Annotated in this window: 13 protein-coding genes; 2 read left to right on the plus strand and 11 right to left on the minus strand. The window is 71.9% G+C overall.

The annotated features are described in order from the left end of the window. Nucleotides 1-112: 112 nt before the first annotated feature. From A6A25_RS33900 to A6A25_RS33950, 11 genes are all read right to left on the minus strand, one after another. On the minus strand, nucleotides 113-313 hold the full coding sequence (locus A6A25_RS33900) for a ferredoxin (protein ID WP_073897195.1): 201 nt from the start codon (nucleotides 311-313) through the stop codon (nucleotides 113-115). A 32-nt stretch (nucleotides 314-345) separates the two neighbouring features. Then, the gene (locus A6A25_RS33905) at nucleotides 346-1,560 is read right to left on the minus strand and encodes a cytochrome P450 (protein WP_073897196.1); all 1,215 of its coding nucleotides are present in this window, start codon (nucleotides 1,558-1,560) and stop codon (nucleotides 346-348) included. Between the two features lie 103 nt (nucleotides 1,561-1,663). After that, nucleotides 1,664-2,326, minus strand: a complete 663-nt coding sequence (locus A6A25_RS33910) for a TetR/AcrR family transcriptional regulator (RefSeq protein WP_380735977.1) — start codon at nucleotides 2,324-2,326, stop codon at nucleotides 1,664-1,666. A gap of 8 nt (nucleotides 2,327-2,334) precedes the next feature. Then, a complete protein-coding gene (locus tag A6A25_RS33915; RefSeq protein ID WP_073897198.1) occupies nucleotides 2,335-3,345 on the minus strand; it encodes a cytochrome d ubiquinol oxidase subunit II in 1,011 nt (336 codons plus the stop codon). Continuing rightward, nucleotides 3,342-4,697, minus strand: coding sequence for a cytochrome ubiquinol oxidase subunit I (locus A6A25_RS33920; RefSeq protein WP_241829069.1), 1,356 nt, complete (start codon nucleotides 4,695-4,697; stop codon nucleotides 3,342-3,344). The genes A6A25_RS33915 and A6A25_RS33920 overlap by 4 nt, the downstream gene beginning before the upstream one ends. Nucleotides 4,698-4,949: 252 nt before the next feature. Beyond that, nucleotides 4,950-5,843, minus strand: a complete 894-nt coding sequence (mmuM, locus tag A6A25_RS33925; protein ID WP_073897201.1) for a homocysteine S-methyltransferase — start codon at nucleotides 5,841-5,843, stop codon at nucleotides 4,950-4,952. Then, the gene (locus A6A25_RS33930; RefSeq protein ID WP_073897202.1) at nucleotides 5,843-6,442 is read right to left on the minus strand and encodes a phosphoribosylanthranilate isomerase; all 600 of its coding nucleotides are present in this window, start codon (nucleotides 6,440-6,442) and stop codon (nucleotides 5,843-5,845) included. Before A6A25_RS33930 ends, mmuM begins: the two co-directional genes overlap by 1 nt. Nucleotides 6,443-6,656: 214 nt before the next feature. Next, nucleotides 6,657-8,654, minus strand: a complete 1,998-nt coding sequence (locus A6A25_RS33935) for a hypothetical protein (RefSeq protein ID WP_073897204.1) — start codon at nucleotides 8,652-8,654, stop codon at nucleotides 6,657-6,659. Further along, entirely contained in the window at nucleotides 8,654-9,931 is a 1,278-nt protein-coding gene (locus A6A25_RS33940; RefSeq protein WP_073897205.1) for an ABC transporter substrate-binding protein, read from the minus strand. Before A6A25_RS33940 ends, A6A25_RS33935 begins: the two co-directional genes overlap by 1 nt. Nucleotides 9,932-9,941: 10 nt before the next feature. Next, nucleotides 9,942-10,790, minus strand: a complete 849-nt coding sequence (locus tag A6A25_RS33945) for a carbohydrate ABC transporter permease (protein WP_073897207.1) — start codon at nucleotides 10,788-10,790, stop codon at nucleotides 9,942-9,944. Beyond that, the gene (locus tag A6A25_RS33950; RefSeq protein WP_073897208.1) at nucleotides 10,783-11,685 is read right to left on the minus strand and encodes a carbohydrate ABC transporter permease; all 903 of its coding nucleotides are present in this window, start codon (nucleotides 11,683-11,685) and stop codon (nucleotides 10,783-10,785) included. Before A6A25_RS33950 ends, A6A25_RS33945 begins: the two co-directional genes overlap by 8 nt. Nucleotides 11,686-11,835: 150 nt before the next feature. On the opposite strand from A6A25_RS33950, the gene A6A25_RS33955 reads away from it, so the two are divergent. Together A6A25_RS33955 and A6A25_RS33960 are read left to right on the plus strand one after the other, a co-directional pair. Beyond that, the gene (locus tag A6A25_RS33955; RefSeq protein ID WP_073897210.1) at nucleotides 11,836-13,236 is read left to right on the plus strand and encodes a glycoside hydrolase family 5 protein; all 1,401 of its coding nucleotides are present in this window, start codon (nucleotides 11,836-11,838) and stop codon (nucleotides 13,234-13,236) included. Nucleotides 13,237-13,341: 105 nt separating this feature from the next. Further along, nucleotides 13,342-13,644, plus strand: a complete 303-nt coding sequence (locus A6A25_RS33960; protein WP_073897212.1) for a SelT/SelW/SelH family protein — start codon at nucleotides 13,342-13,344, stop codon at nucleotides 13,642-13,644. Nucleotides 13,645-13,880 lie beyond the last annotated feature (236 nt).

The following is a 13,880-nucleotide window of genomic DNA, read 5'->3' on the forward strand; positions in this document are numbered from 1 at the left end:
CAGCCTCCCAGCCACTGGCATCACAACTAAGCAGCGACACGCTACTAGAAGCGTTATTCAGAAGTGGGTTCACCAGCCGAGGCTCCGACGACGAGCACGTCGGACACCGCGGTCACGCCCGGTCCGCCAGCGTGATCGCCGCCGCCGGGCACACCTCGGCGGCCTCGCGGACCGCGGCGTGCAGGTGCGCGGCCGGTTCCGGGTCGAGCAGCACCACGACGCCGTCCTCGTCGCGCTGGTCGAACACGTCCGGCGCGGCCAGCACGCAGGAGCCCGCCCCGCAGCACTTGTCCTCGTCCACGGAGACCTTCATCTGTCGCACTCCTCCACTCGTCGGGCGGTCGGTCACCAGCGGACGGGCAGTTCCCGCAGCCCGCCGACGATCAGGCCGTCCACTCGCGCCAACTCCGCCGCGGGCACGGCCAGTTCCAGCGTCGGCAGGCGGCGCAGCAGCACGTCCAGCACGGCTTGCAGCTCGGTGCGGGCCAGCGACTGCCCCAGGCACGAGTGCCCGCCCGCGCCGAACGCCAGGTGGGCGTTCGCGGTGCGGGCCAGGTCCAGCCGGTCGGCGTCGGCGAAGGCGGTCTCGTCCCGGTTGGCGGCGGCCAGGTTGCACACCACGGTCGTGCCGCGCGGGATCACCGTGCCGCCGACCTCGGCGTCCTCGGTGATGTAGCGCGGGATGCCGAACCCGGGGTTGGCGTCGGCCCGCAACGCCTCCTCGACCGCCGTGCGCACCAGGGACGGGTCGGCGAGCAGCGCCTCCCACCGCGTGCGGTCGGCCAGCAGCATCCCGACCATCTTGCCGATCATGTTGGCCGTGGTCTCGTGCCCGGCGACCAGCAGGCCCTGCGAGGTGGCCAGCAGCGCCTCGTCCGGCATGACGTGCCCGGCGCCCGCCGCGGCGGTGATCAACTCGCTGATCAGGTCGTCACCGAGGTTCTCCCTGGTCACGGCGATGTGGGCGCTCATGTAGGCGGCGAACTCGGCCTGCGCGGCGTCGATCTCGGCCTGCGTGTAGCGGGTGAGGCTGAGCAGCGTGTTCGACCAGTAGGCGAACTTGTCCCGGTCGCTCTCGGGCACGCCGAGCATGTCGCAGATGACCCACACCGGCAGCGGGAACCCGAGCGCGGCCTTCAGGTCGGCGGGCGCGCCGTTCGCCACCATCTCGTCAATCAACCGCTCCGTCATCGCCTCGATGGCCGGCCGCAGCGCCGTCATGCGCTTGGCGGTGAACCACTTGCCGACCATGCGCCGCCACTGCTGGTGGTACTCCTCGGGCAGGGCGTTGCCCAAGCCGCTGTTGAACACGCCGCCGGACTCGTTCGCCGCGATCCTGGCCGCGTCCGGGGCGTCGAGGTTGCGGGTGAACCTCGGGTCGGACAGCACCTGCTTGACGTCGTCGTAGCGGGTCAGCAGCGAGGCCTGGTCACCGCTGGGCAGGCGCACGTGGGCGACCGGGCACCCCTGCCGCAGTTCGGCCCACTCGGCGGGCGGCTCCAGCGCGGCCGGACTCGGGATCGGGTAGTCCAGCACCTGGTCGGTGTCTCCGACTGCCACCGCAACCGCCTCCTCATACTTTCAGTCAATCAACTGACTTAAGACTGCCGGCCGTCCCATCACAACGCAACGTAATGGCTCGGGTGCGCAGCGAGAGGGTGAACTACTTGCTGCGTTCAGCTGTCCAGAGGCCGGTGATGGCGTCGATCAGGCTGGTGGCGGCCTCGTCCCAGGTGGCACTCGGCGTCGCCGTCCCCTCGGCGAGGGCGCGCTCCCGCTCGGCGCAGACTTGCACGATGAGGTGACCGACCATCGCGGCACGGTCCTCGCGCACGTCGGCGGGCAGGTCGGGCAGCAGCCGGACCATGGTGTCCACCACGTGCCGCAGCGACCGTTCCGCCAACGCCTCCTCGACCATGATCACCCGGAACGCGGGGTCGGTCATGACCTGCGCGCTGAACCGGGCGAACCAGGTGGGGTCGCCCAGCGAGGCCAGGTACGTGGTCACCGGGCGCACCAGGCACGCCACCCAGTCCCGCACGTCCCGCGACCCGGCCGCGGCGGTCACCGCGTCCTGCCGCAACTGCTCGATGCGGGACGTGTGCCGGCGCATGATCGCCCGGACCAGGTCGGCCTTGGTGCCGAAGTGGTAGCCGACCGCGGTGTTGTTGCCCTGTCCGGCGGCGGCGCTGATCTGCCGGTTGGACACCGCGTTCAGGCCCTGCTCGGCGAACAGCCGTTCCGCCGTGGTGAGGATCTGCCGCCGCGTCGCCCCGACCTGCTCGGCCCGCGAGGCCCTGCCGACGTCCGCCACCACGATCGACACGGTACCCGTCAGTCGACGGGATCGGCTCCGGTCGGCCGTTGGAACAGGGTGTAGAGGAACACCAGGGAGGGCACGAGCACGACCGCGCCGACGCCGAGCGCGACGAGCAGCGCCGTCATCGTGGTACGGCCCTGCGCGGCCTGCTCGATGGTGAGGCCGGGCAGCAGCACGTACGGGTACTGGCCCACGGCCCACCCGACCAGGATCGCCGCCACGGCCAGCGCCGACACGACCCGGGCCAGGGCGTACCGGCGGACGGCCAGCAGCACGATCGCCGCCACCCCCGCGGCCGCCGACAGCAGCACCACCGGCAGGCCGCGGCCCATGAGCCCGGCGTAGAGCAGCGGTGCGTCGGCCCGCAGCACCAGGATGCCCCCGAGGCCGACGGTGCCCGTGACGGCGGCGGTCACGAACGCGCGGAGGCGGAACGCCTCGGCCAGGTCCGCCTCACCGGCGCGGCGGGCGTCGGCGCACAGGAACACCGCCGCCAGGTACGCGCACACCAGCACCGCCAACGTGCCGCCGAGGAACGACGTGGGGTTCACCCAACTGGTGATCACGTCACCGGCCGCGATGCCCGGCGGCACCCGCCCCGACGCCACCCCGCCCACGACCGCTCCGAAGAAGAACGGCGTGAGCAGCGACGACAGCGCGAACGACGCGCCGAAGAACCGGCGCATGCCAGGGGTGCTCACGCTCTTGCGGTACGCGAACGCCGCTCCCCTGGCGATCATCCCGAACGCCGCCAGCGTCAGCGGGAGGTACAGGGTGGTGACGGCGGCGGCGAACGCGCCGGAGAACCCCGTCCACAGCACGACCAGCACGAAGATCAGCCACACGTGGTTGGCCTCCCACACCGGCCCGATGGAGCGCTCGACCAGCGCCCGCACCCGCCGTCCGCGCTCGGTGCCGCCGGCCAGCAGGTCCCACACCCCGCCGCCGAAGTCGGCGCCGCCGAACAACGCGTACGCGACCAGGCCGAGGAACGCCGCGCCGAGCACCACCTCCGCGAGCGTCACGACGCCTCCACGCGTTCCTGCGGCGCGAGCGTGTCGTGGCCGCGGGCCAACCGGCGCAGCACCACCACCGTGAACGCGGTCAGCACGGTGTAGACCACGACCACCGCGACCAGGCCGTACCCGAGACCGGGCGCCGGGCTGACCGCGTCGGCCGTGCGCAGGATCCCGTAGACGATCCACGGCTGCCTGCCGACCTCCGTGGTGATCCACCCGGCCTCCATCGCCACCGCCGCGGCCACCCCCGACACCGCGACCGCGCGCAGGAACCACCGCGTGTGCGGTATCCGGCGGCGACGCCACCACACGAGCCCGAACCACCCGGCGAGCAGCAACAACGCCGAGCCGATGCCGACCATCGCGTTGTAGGCGAGGTGCACGACGTTGACCGGGGGCCGTTCGTCGGCGGGCACCTCCGCCAGCCCCGGCACCACCCCGTCCGGGTCGTGGTGGATCAGCAGCGACAACCCGTACGGGATCTCCACCGCGTACCGCAGCTCGCCGTCCACGTAGATGCCACCCAACGACAGCGGGACACCGGCGGAGGTCTCGTGGTGCGCCTCCATCGCCGCCAGCTTCGTCGGCTGGTTGTCGGCGACCACGTTCGCGATCCAGTCGCCGACACCGATCTGCACGGGCGTCACCACGGCGGCGACCGTCAACGGGATGAGCAGGCCCAGCCGGTGGTAGCGGTCGCGCCGCCCGCGCAGCATCCCGACCGCGTACACCGAGGCGACCAGGAACCCGGTCACCATGAACGCCGCCAGCCACATGTGCACGAACTGCGGCCACGTCGACGGCCCGAACATCGCCGCCCACGGCCGCGCGTCCACCACGTTGCCCTGCTCGTCGAGCCGGAACCCGGTCGGGTTGTTCATCCACGCGTTCGCCGACACCACGAAGAACGCCCCGGCGACCCCGGCGACCACCATGGGTATCGCGCTGAGCACGTGCGCCCGCGGCGACAGCCGGTTCCACCCGAACAGGTACACGCCGACGAAGATCGCCTCCACGAAGAACGCGAACCCCTCCAGCACGAACGGGAAGCCGAACACCTCGCCGAACCGGTCCATCAGCCCCGGCCACAGGATCCCCAGCTCGAACGACAGCAGCGTGCCCGACACCGCGCCCGCCGCGAACAGCACGCCCATCGCCTTGGCCCACGTGTGCGCCAGCTCGGTGAGCACGGGGTCGCCGCGCCGGTGCCCGCGCCACTCGGTGAACACCACGATCGCCGGGAACGCGATGCCGAAGCAGGCGAAGACGATGTGCCAGCCCAGCGACAGCGCCATCTGCGTCCGGGCGGGCAGCAGGTTCTCCACCGCACCGGCGGCGACCAAGTCCAGCGCGGTCACACGACCTCCCAGGTAGCCGGGCCACTGCCGGCCACCCGTGTACCCCGGCACCCCGGTCCAGCGAACATCAGACCAGCGATCACCCGCCCCCGCGACCGGAGGACCGCCGACCGGCGCCGGCACCCGACTCGCACACACGTCGCCCCAGCCGGCTTCACCCGCCCCCAAGGCCCCGGGCCGCAGCCGAAACGCAGGCCACCCGCGGAGGCAGCGGACCAGCCCCGGACCACCCGTCCCGGCTCGAACCCCGGCCTAGCGGGACAGCGCGGCGGCCACCTCGCCGATCATCCCCGGACCCACCTGGCAGCAGCCGCCGACCAAACGGGCGCCACCCCCCACCCAGGCCGCCACCCGCCCCGGTTCGAACGCCGGGGTACCGGTCCAGCTCCTGGTGGCGGCGTCCCAGCTCTCCCCGCTGTTCGGGTACACGACGACGGGCTTGCCGGTGACCCGCCGCGCGATCGCCACGGCCTCGTCCACGTCACCCGGGTCGCAGCAGTTGACCCCCACCGCGACCACCTCGTCCACCCCGCGCGCCACCTCGAACGCCGAGGCCAGCGGCTGGCCGGCGCACGTCCGCGGGCCCCGCGCGCCGTACGACAGCCACACCGGGACGCCCGACCCGGCGACCACCCGCAGCACCGCCTCCGCCTCGTCGACGTCCGGGATCGTCTCCACCGCCAGCACGTCGGCACCCGCCCCGGCCAGCACCTCGACCCTCGGCCGGTGGAACGCCTCCAGCTCCCCCACCGACAACCCGTACCGCCCCCGGTACTCCGAGCCGTCGGCCCGCATCGCCCCGTACGGGCCGACCGACGCCGCCACCCACCGCGCTCCGTCCACTTCGGACGCGGCACGGCGCGCGAGCGTGACGCTGTCGCGCAGCAAGCCGGCCGTCTCGGACCGGCTGAGCCCGCGCTCGGCGAAGCCTTCGAACGTGGCCTGGTAACTGGACGTGATCACGACCTCGGCGCCGGCCCGGTAGTAGGCCAGGTGAGCGGCCCGGATCGCGTCCGGGTCGGTCAGCAGCAGCCGCGCCGACCACAGCGAGTCGGACAGGTCGTGCCCCGCCGCGGTGAGCGCGGTCGACAGTCCCCCGTCCAGCACCACCGCGCGGCGCGCCAGCACCTCGGGCAGCCCGGACATCAGGCCCCGCGCGCGGCGGCGACGAACTCGCGCATCAGCCCGTGGTCCTTCACCCCGCGGCTCGCCTCGATGCCGCTCGACACGTCCACACCCCACGGCCGGGCCTGCGCGACGGCTTCGGCGACGTTGTCCACGCCGAGACCGCCCGCCAGCAGCCACTGCCCCTCCGGTCGGGCGCCGTCGAGCGCGGCGAGGTCCCACCGGTGCCCCGACCCCGCCTGGGGCGAGTCGAGCAGCAGCATCCGCTCACCGTAGGCACCCACCCGCACGTCGGTGTCCGCCGTCAACGAGACCGCCCGCACCAGCGGCACCCCGGACGCGCCCACCTCGTCGAACGCCGCACGCGGGTAGTCGCCGTGCAGCTGGACCGCGCCGACACCGGACTCCTCGGCCAGCCGCCGCACGTCCGCCGCCGCCACCCCGCTGAACACGCCGATCGACAGCACGTGCGGCGGCACCTCGCGCACCAGCCGCCGCGCGGTGTCGACGTCCACCTGGCGCACGCTCGCGCTCAGCACGAAGCCGACCGCGTCGGCGCCCGCGTCCACGGCGGCGGCGACGTCGGCCGGGGTGCGCAGCCCGCACAACTTCACGTACATGCCGCAGACACTAGCGTCGGGCCACCCGCCGCCCGCTCTTGTGGTGATGTGGACTCGCGCTGCGTCCCCCGCGGCGGGGAGGTGGCGGCGGAGACCGAGGTGCTCGACCGCGCCCGGACGGGCACCGCGTGCCTCGTCGTGTCCGGTGAGGCGGCATCGGCAAGACCACCTTGTGGGAGCACGTGCCGCGGGACAAGGCACCGGCCCCTGCCTCTCAGGGTGCCGGGACCAGGCCCTCGTGCCGCACGGTCCACCGGTCGGGTGGGAAACCCGGCGTCGGCGGGCTTCCGTCCCAGCCCGCGGCCATCAGCGCGACCGCCGCCAGCAGCCCGCCGTTGCCCGGCAGGTACACCGGCAGCAGGTCGGACTGCCGGTTGTGGCCGTTGGGCAGGTAGGTGTTCTTCGGCGTGTCCAGCAGCAGCACGTCCACCGCGGTGGCGGGTTCGCCCAGGCGGGTGGCGGTCATCGCCATCGCCGGGAAGTCCCAGCCCCACGCGCTCGGCCAGTCCCAGTCCGCCAGCACGTGGTGCAGCGTGGCCCGCATGACCCCGTGGTCGATGACACCGGTCTCGGGGACGAACCCCAGCGCGTACAACATCGACGGGTGGTCCTCGCGCACGGTCCAGGGCGGCGTGCCGATCGCCGCGTACCGGCCGTCCCGCACGGTCGGCCGGACCAGGCCGTCCGCCACCGCCGTCCACAACGGGTCCTCCGCCGACCCCGACCACACCCGCCACCGCTGCGCCACCCGCAACGCCCACGCCCAGTACGCCAGCTCGAACGTCGGGTTCACCACCCGCGCCCGCTCCCGGTAGTACGACTCCTGCGCGGGCACGAGCGGCGGCCCGAGCGCGTACCCCGCCTCGGTCGCCACCGCGAAGTCCGCCATGAACGCCGCCGTCTCCAGCACGCACTCGCCGTAACGCGCCACCGCACCCCGGTCACCCGACCGGCGCACCAACTCCGCCAGGTGGATCAGGTGCGGCTGCTGCCACACCAGGAACGTGCCGATCGGGCTCGGGCTCTCCCGCCCGTCCGGCCCCACCTGCTTCGGCCACCGCGCGCCCCGGTACCCCTGAGCCCGCGCCGTCGCACGGGCCACGTCCAACGTCCTCGCGTACCAGTCCAGGCTCCTGACCAGCAACGGCGCCCGACCCCACAACGGGAGGTGAGCGCCGTGCCACCAGTGCATCTCCAGGTGGAACCGGCCGCGCCAGCTGTTCGCCGTCAGCCCCGTCTCGGCAGGCGGCAGCGAGCCCGCGCACTGGATCGCGGTCAGGTACTGCGACAGCACGATCCGCCGCTGGAGCTCCGGCGCGCGGGCGTCCGCGCTGGAGTCCACCTCGACCACCCCGCCGGACGACCAGAACCGCGGCCACCACCGCTCGCTCGCCAGCAACGCCTCGGTGAACGTCACCGGATCGGGATCGACGCCGAACCGCACCCCCAGTTCCAGCACCCCCGCCCCGGTCTCCACCAGGAACTCGTGCGGCCCGGTCCGCCGCACCGTCGCACCCGCGTTGACGTGGACGCGCACCGCGAACCGGGCCTCGTCCAGCCGCCGGTCGATCCGCGCGCCGTCCGCCGGCACGTGCAGCACGCTCTCGTGCCGGTCGGGGCTGTCCCAGTCGGCGGCGTCGTGCCACGACTCCGAGCCGTAGGGGAAGGCCAGCCGCACGGCGAACCGCCCCGGCGACGCCACTCGGAAGCCGAGGGCGTCGACCTCGGGGTGGCAGCACGTCGTCACCCGGAACGGCGTCCCCGCCAGCAGGAACGCGCTGGTGATCGTCCCGGTCCACAGGTCGAGCCGTTGCCGCGCCTCGCGCAGGTCGACCGGATCGGGTGAGGTCCCGTCGACCACCAGGCCGATCCGCGCCAGGTCCAGCCGGTGCGGGTTGGCGCGCAGCCACCGCTGGCCGGGCGTGGCCGCGTCGAAGTCGGCGAGGTCGACGTACGGCACGGGACCGCGTGGGGTGTCGTACCGGCGGACGCCGTCGGCCAGGGTCGGCGCCGGGTCGGGCGGCGGCGTGCTGTGCCAGCCCCACTGCGCCATCGTGCCGAGGTCGTAGAGCCGCGGGAACGTCTGCAGCCCCGTCACGTCGACCGTGCAGCACAGCTCACCGTTGCCCACCGACAGCGGCGAGCGCGGGTCGACCTCGGTCACCTCGACGGCGTAGCGGTCCACCAGCGCCCGGCGGTCGATCGGCGCCATCACCCGATCGCCGCCGCGACCTCGTCCACGAACCGCCGTGCCGCGTCCGGTGGGCCGATCCGGTCGAACAGCACGTCGGAGTTGACCCGCTGGAGGATCTGCGAGGTGTCGGTGGACCCGACCGGCCCCTGCACCAGCTCGTCGGTGACCTTGCCGCTCACCTCCTCGATGAACGCCACCTCGACCTCCTGGTGCTCGTTGAGCGAACCGGCGAGGCCCGCGCGGATCTCCCGGTTCGCCGGGATGCCCCGGTCCGTGCCGATGGCCGCACCCGCCGCCGGGTCGTCGACCAGGAACGAGATCAGCTTCGCCGCCGCCTCGGGGTGCTTCGTGGCGGCGTTGACGGTGTAGAGCTGCGAGGCCTGCAACCACATGCCCACCTGCCCGCCCGCGGTCTCCCCCGGCGCGCGCAGCATCACCAGCGGCTGGGCGGACGCGGTGCGCAGCGCGGTCAGCCGGTTGCTCCAGTCGAACCGCATACCGGCCAGCCCGCGCCCCATCAGGGTCTGCTCGGGAGCGGACAGGGCCGCCTGCTCGATGGTCACGGTCGCCTGCGGCGTGCTGCCCGCGTCACGCAGCCGCGTCGTCATCCGGAACCACTCCTCGACGCTGCCGGTGCTGATGCCCACCTCGCCGTCGGGCGTGTAGAGGCCCTCGCCGCGCTGCTTGGAGAAGATCTCCAACGTCTCCGGCGCGGTCGGGTCCTCCACGCCGACCGCGCCCTCCGGCGCCCGGTCGGCCAGCTCGCCCGCGATCCGCTCGAAGTCCTCCCACGTCCACTTGTCGTCGTCGGGCAGCGGCACGTCCGCGGCCTCGAAGATCGCCGGGTTGACCACGATCCCGTACGTGTTCACCCCGGTGGGCACGCCGTACTGGACGCCGTCGAACCTGCCGTTGGCCACCGCGGGCCCGTCGAGCCCGCCCAGGTCGAGCACACCGCCCACCTCGGCCAGGTCGAGCAACGCGCCCCGACCGCCGTACTCGCGCGGGTACACACCGCCCATCGTGATCACGTCCGGCGCGTCGTCCGCCGCGACTTGGGTGGCGATCCGGTCGAAGTAGGCGTTGAAGTCGGCGTACTCGCCCTTCACCGCGATGCCGGGGTTCGCGGCTTCGAAGGCGTCGATCGCCTTCTGGGTGGCCTGGGCGCGCTGCTCGTTGCCCCACCACGAGAAGCGCAGCTCGACCGGTCCCCCGGTGTCGCCGCCGGAACCCGACGAGCAGCCGGACAGGGTCAACGCCGCGACACCGACCAAGCACAGCACGAGCCTCGTCATGACCGTCTCCTCACTTGATGCCCGTCGTCGCGATCCCCTGGGTCAGGTAGCGCTGCCCGGCCAGGAAGAAGCCGAAGATCGGCGCCAGGCCGATCACCGACATGGCGAACAGCGGCCCCCACGAGCTGCGGCCCTGTCCGTCCACGAAGGTGCGCAGCGCCACCGGGACGGTGTGCAGGTCCCGGTCGGTCAGGAAGATCAGCTGGCTGAAGAAGTCGTTCCAGGTCCAGATGAACGTGAACACCGCCGTGGTGGCCAGCGCGGGCGTGCACAGCGGCATCACGATCCGCCAGAAGATCCGCCAGTGGCCGCAGCCGTCGATGCGAGCGGCCTCGTCCAGCTCGGTCGGCAACGACCGGATGAACTGCACCATCAGGAAGATGAAGAACGCGTCCGTGGCCAGGAACTTCGGCACGATCAGCGGCAGGTAGGTGTTGATCCAGCCCAGTTCGGAGAACAGCACGTACCGGGGCACGATCAGCACGTGGACCGGCAGCATGATCGTGGCCAGCATCAGCGCGAACAGGGCCTTCTTGCCGCGGAACTCCAGCCGGGCGAACGCGTACGCGGCCAGCGAGCACGACAGCAGGTTGCCCACCACCGAGGCCACCGCGATGACCGCCGAGTTGGCCAGGTACCGGTGGAACGGCGCGCCGAGCGCGGTCCAGCCCTCGACGTAGTTGGCCAGCGAGAACTCGCCCGGCCACAGCGACGGGTCGCGGAAGATCGTGTCGGTCGGCTTGAACGAGCTCGACAGCAGCCACAGCAGCGGGTACAGCATCACCACGCCGAGCACGACCAGCAGGCCGTGCCGCAGGGGCGCCGGCAGTCGGCGTTCGCGCGCGAACGGGTCAGTCACCGTAGAACACCCATCGCTTGGCCAGCAGGAAGTTCGCCGCGGTCAGCGCCGCGACGATCACCAGCAGCAGCCAGGCCAGCGCCGAGGCGTAGCCCATCTGGAACGAGCCGAAACCGCGCTGGTAGAGGTAGAGCGTGGAGAACAGGGTCTCGTCCGACGGACCGCCCGTGCCGCCGCTGACCACGAACGCCTGGGTGAACGTCTGGAACGCGCCGATCATCTGCAGCACCAGGTTGAAGAAGATGATCGGGGTCAGCAGCGGCACGGTGACGTGCCGGAACCGGGCCCAGCGCCCCGCACCGTCCACTGTGGCCGCTTCGTAGTACATCGCCGGTATCTGCCGCAGCCCGGCCAGGAAGATCACCATCGGCGCGCCGAACGTCCACACGTTCAGCAGCACCAGCGTGCCCAGCGCGAAGTCGGGGTGCGCGATCCAGCCGACACCTCGCACGCCGACCAGGGCGAGCAGGTCGTTGACCAGCCCGTCGGTGCCGAACATCTGCCGCCACAGGATCGCGATCGACACGCTGCCCGCCAGCAGCGACGGCAGGTAGTAGACCGAGCGGTAGAACGCCAGGCCGCGCAACCCGCGGTTGAGCAGCAGCGCCAAGCCCAGCGCCACGGCCAACTGCAGCGGCACGGAGACGAACACGTACCGGAACGTCACGCCGAGCGAGTTCACCAGCCGTTCGTCGCCGAACATCCGGGTGTAGTTCGCCAGGCCCGTCCACTTCGGCGGGCGCAGCAGCGAGTAGTTCGTGAACGACAGGTAGAGCGAGGCCAGGATCGGGCCGATGGTGATGGTGACCATGCCGACGATCCACGGCGCCAGGAACAGGTAGGCCGCCCGACCGTCACGGCGGCGCGAGCCACCCTTGGCCCGGGACCCGGCCATGCGCCCTCCTCGGCGACCTCACGCGCCGGGCACCCCGGCACCGCCTGTCGGGAAACCGCTTCCTGCGAATCTTGTCTACCATCCGAAAGGTATTCCTCCGCTCAGCTTCGATAATTTGCGCAAGTTTAAGAAAAGGGAGACGGTGGCCGGATGCGTGAATTGCCCTGGTTGCGGGTCGATGGCACCCGGTTGGTCGATGATTCCGGTGCGGCGGTGACGCTCACCGGCTACGGGCTCGGTGGGTGGATGAACATGGAGAACTTCATCACCGGCTACCCGAGCACCGAATCGTCGCAGCGGACGGCGTTGCGGTCGGCGTTGGGAGAGGAGGGGTACCGGCGCTTCTTCGACCGGTTCCTGGACGACTTCTTCGGCCCCGACGACGCCCGCTACCTCTCCTCGCTCGGCCTGAACGCGCTGCGCGTGCCGTTGAACTACCGCCACTTCGAGTCCGACGACCGGCCGTTCGAGATCCACGACGCCGGGTTCGCGCCGCTGGACCGGCTGCTCGAGCGGTGCGCCGACCAGGGGATCTACACGATCCTCGACCTGCACGCGCTGCCCGGTGCGCAGAACCAGCACTGGCACAGCGACAACCCGACCCACCGCGCGCAGTTCTGGGTGCACCGGCACTTCCAGGACCGGGTCGTGCACCTCTGGGAGGTGATCGCGGCCCGGTACGCCGACCGGCCGGAGGTGGCGGGGTACAACCCCGTCAACGAGCCGGCCGACCCGTCCGGTGAGGTGATCGGCCCGTTCTACCGGCGGTTGGAGCGGGCGATCCGGGCGGTGGACCCGCGGCACGTGCTGTTCCTCGACGGCAACCGCTATTCGACTGATTTCTCGGTTTTCGACCACCCTTTCGACAATGTGGTGTACAGCGCGCACGACTACGCGCTGCCCAGTATCGCGCGGGACGGCCGATACCCGGGCACGACGCGCGGCGAGTTCTTCGACCGCGGCGTGGTCGAGCGGACCTTCCTGCGGCGCACAGAGTTCATGCGGCGCACCGGCACGCCGATCTGGATCGGCGAGTTCGGCCCGATCTTCACCGGTGACGAGTCGGTCGACGCCTCGCGGTACCAGCTGCTGCGCGACCAGCTGGAGATCTACCACGAGCACGGTGCCGGGTGGAGCTTGTGGACGTACAAGGACACCGGCTTGCAGGGCCTGGTCCACACCCGACCCGACTGCGCCTACCTGCGACGCATCGCGCCCGTGTTGGCGAAGAAGGCACGGCTGGGTGCCGACGCCTGGGGTGGCGACGACCGCGGCATCCGCCACGTCCTCGACCCGATCGAGGCACTGTTCGACCGGGAGTTTTCCGCTTTCGACCCGTACCCGTGGGGCCGCCGGGCGTGGGTCGACACCCTCGTCCGCACCATCCTCCTCGCCGAGCCCCTGGTCGACGACTTCGAACGCTGTTTCACCGGCGTGACCCCCGACCAGGCCGAAGCCCTGGCCGGCGACTTCGCCTTCACCGCGTGCACCCCACGCGAACCACTCGCCGAGGTCCTACGACAACGCCCCGACTACCACCTCCCTTCCTGAACACGACCCGCCGAGGCCCCTTCGCCACCCCGTGGTCACCTCTTGCCGCCGTGACGACCGCCACCGAGGTCGCCGCGACACCGGTCCGCTCGCGATACTGGGTGCGTGACCGCGCGAGAGCCCCGCCTGGAGATCGAGTACTGCACGCAGTGCCGGTGGCTGCTGCGCGCCGGCTGGACGGCGCAGGAACTGCTGACCACCTTCACCACCGAACTGGGCGAGGTCGCGCTCGTCCCCGGCACGGGTGGCGTGTTCGACGTCCGGCTGGGCGCCGAGACGCTGTGGTCGCGCAAGGAGCAGGGCGGTTTTCCCGACCTGGCCGTGCTGAAGCAGCTCGTCCGCGACCGGATCGCCCCCGACCGCGACCTCGGGCACTCCGACCGGCACCGCAAGGCCTCGCCGGAGTAGGGCGTGTCCGCCGGGTCATGGTTGTGTTCTGTCGGGTTTGGCGCGGATCCAGTCGGTGGTCTCCACGATGTCGTTGGTGGCCTGCCAGTGCGGGGCGAGCTTGTCGTAGCGGGTCGCGACTGCGCGGAACCGCTTGCGGCGGTTGAACCCCCGCTCGACCTGGTTGCGCCGCTTGGAGGCGTCGGCGTCGAAGGACGGGGCCGCCCGCCGGCCGATCCCGTGCGCAGCCGGTTGGC

It is taken from the genome of Saccharothrix sp. CB00851 (genome assembly GCF_001905065.1).
Taxonomy (GTDB): domain Bacteria; phylum Actinomycetota; class Actinomycetes; order Mycobacteriales; family Pseudonocardiaceae; genus Actinosynnema.

Coding starts and splice junctions, on each gene's coding strand:
- A6A25_RS33900 (WP_073897195.1), bottom strand. CDS start 313: ATGAAGGTCTCCGTGGACGAGGACAAGTGCTGCGGGGCGGGCTCCTGC.
- mmuM (WP_073897201.1), bottom strand. CDS start 5,843: ATGTCCGGGCTGCCCGAGGTGCTGGCGCGCCGCGCGGTGGTGCTGGAC.
- A6A25_RS33930 (WP_073897202.1), bottom strand. CDS start 6,442: ATGTACGTGAAGTTGTGCGGGCTGCGCACCCCGGCCGACGTCGCCGCC.
- A6A25_RS33935 (WP_073897204.1), bottom strand. CDS start 8,654: ATGGCGCCGATCGACCGCCGGGCGCTGGTGGACCGCTACGCCGTCGAG.
- A6A25_RS33940 (WP_073897205.1), bottom strand. CDS start 9,931: ATGACGAGGCTCGTGCTGTGCTTGGTCGGTGTCGCGGCGTTGACCCTG.
- A6A25_RS33950 (WP_073897208.1), bottom strand. CDS start 11,685: ATGGCCGGGTCCCGGGCCAAGGGTGGCTCGCGCCGCCGTGACGGTCGG.
- A6A25_RS33955 (WP_073897210.1), top strand. CDS start 11,836: ATGCGTGAATTGCCCTGGTTGCGGGTCGATGGCACCCGGTTGGTCGAT.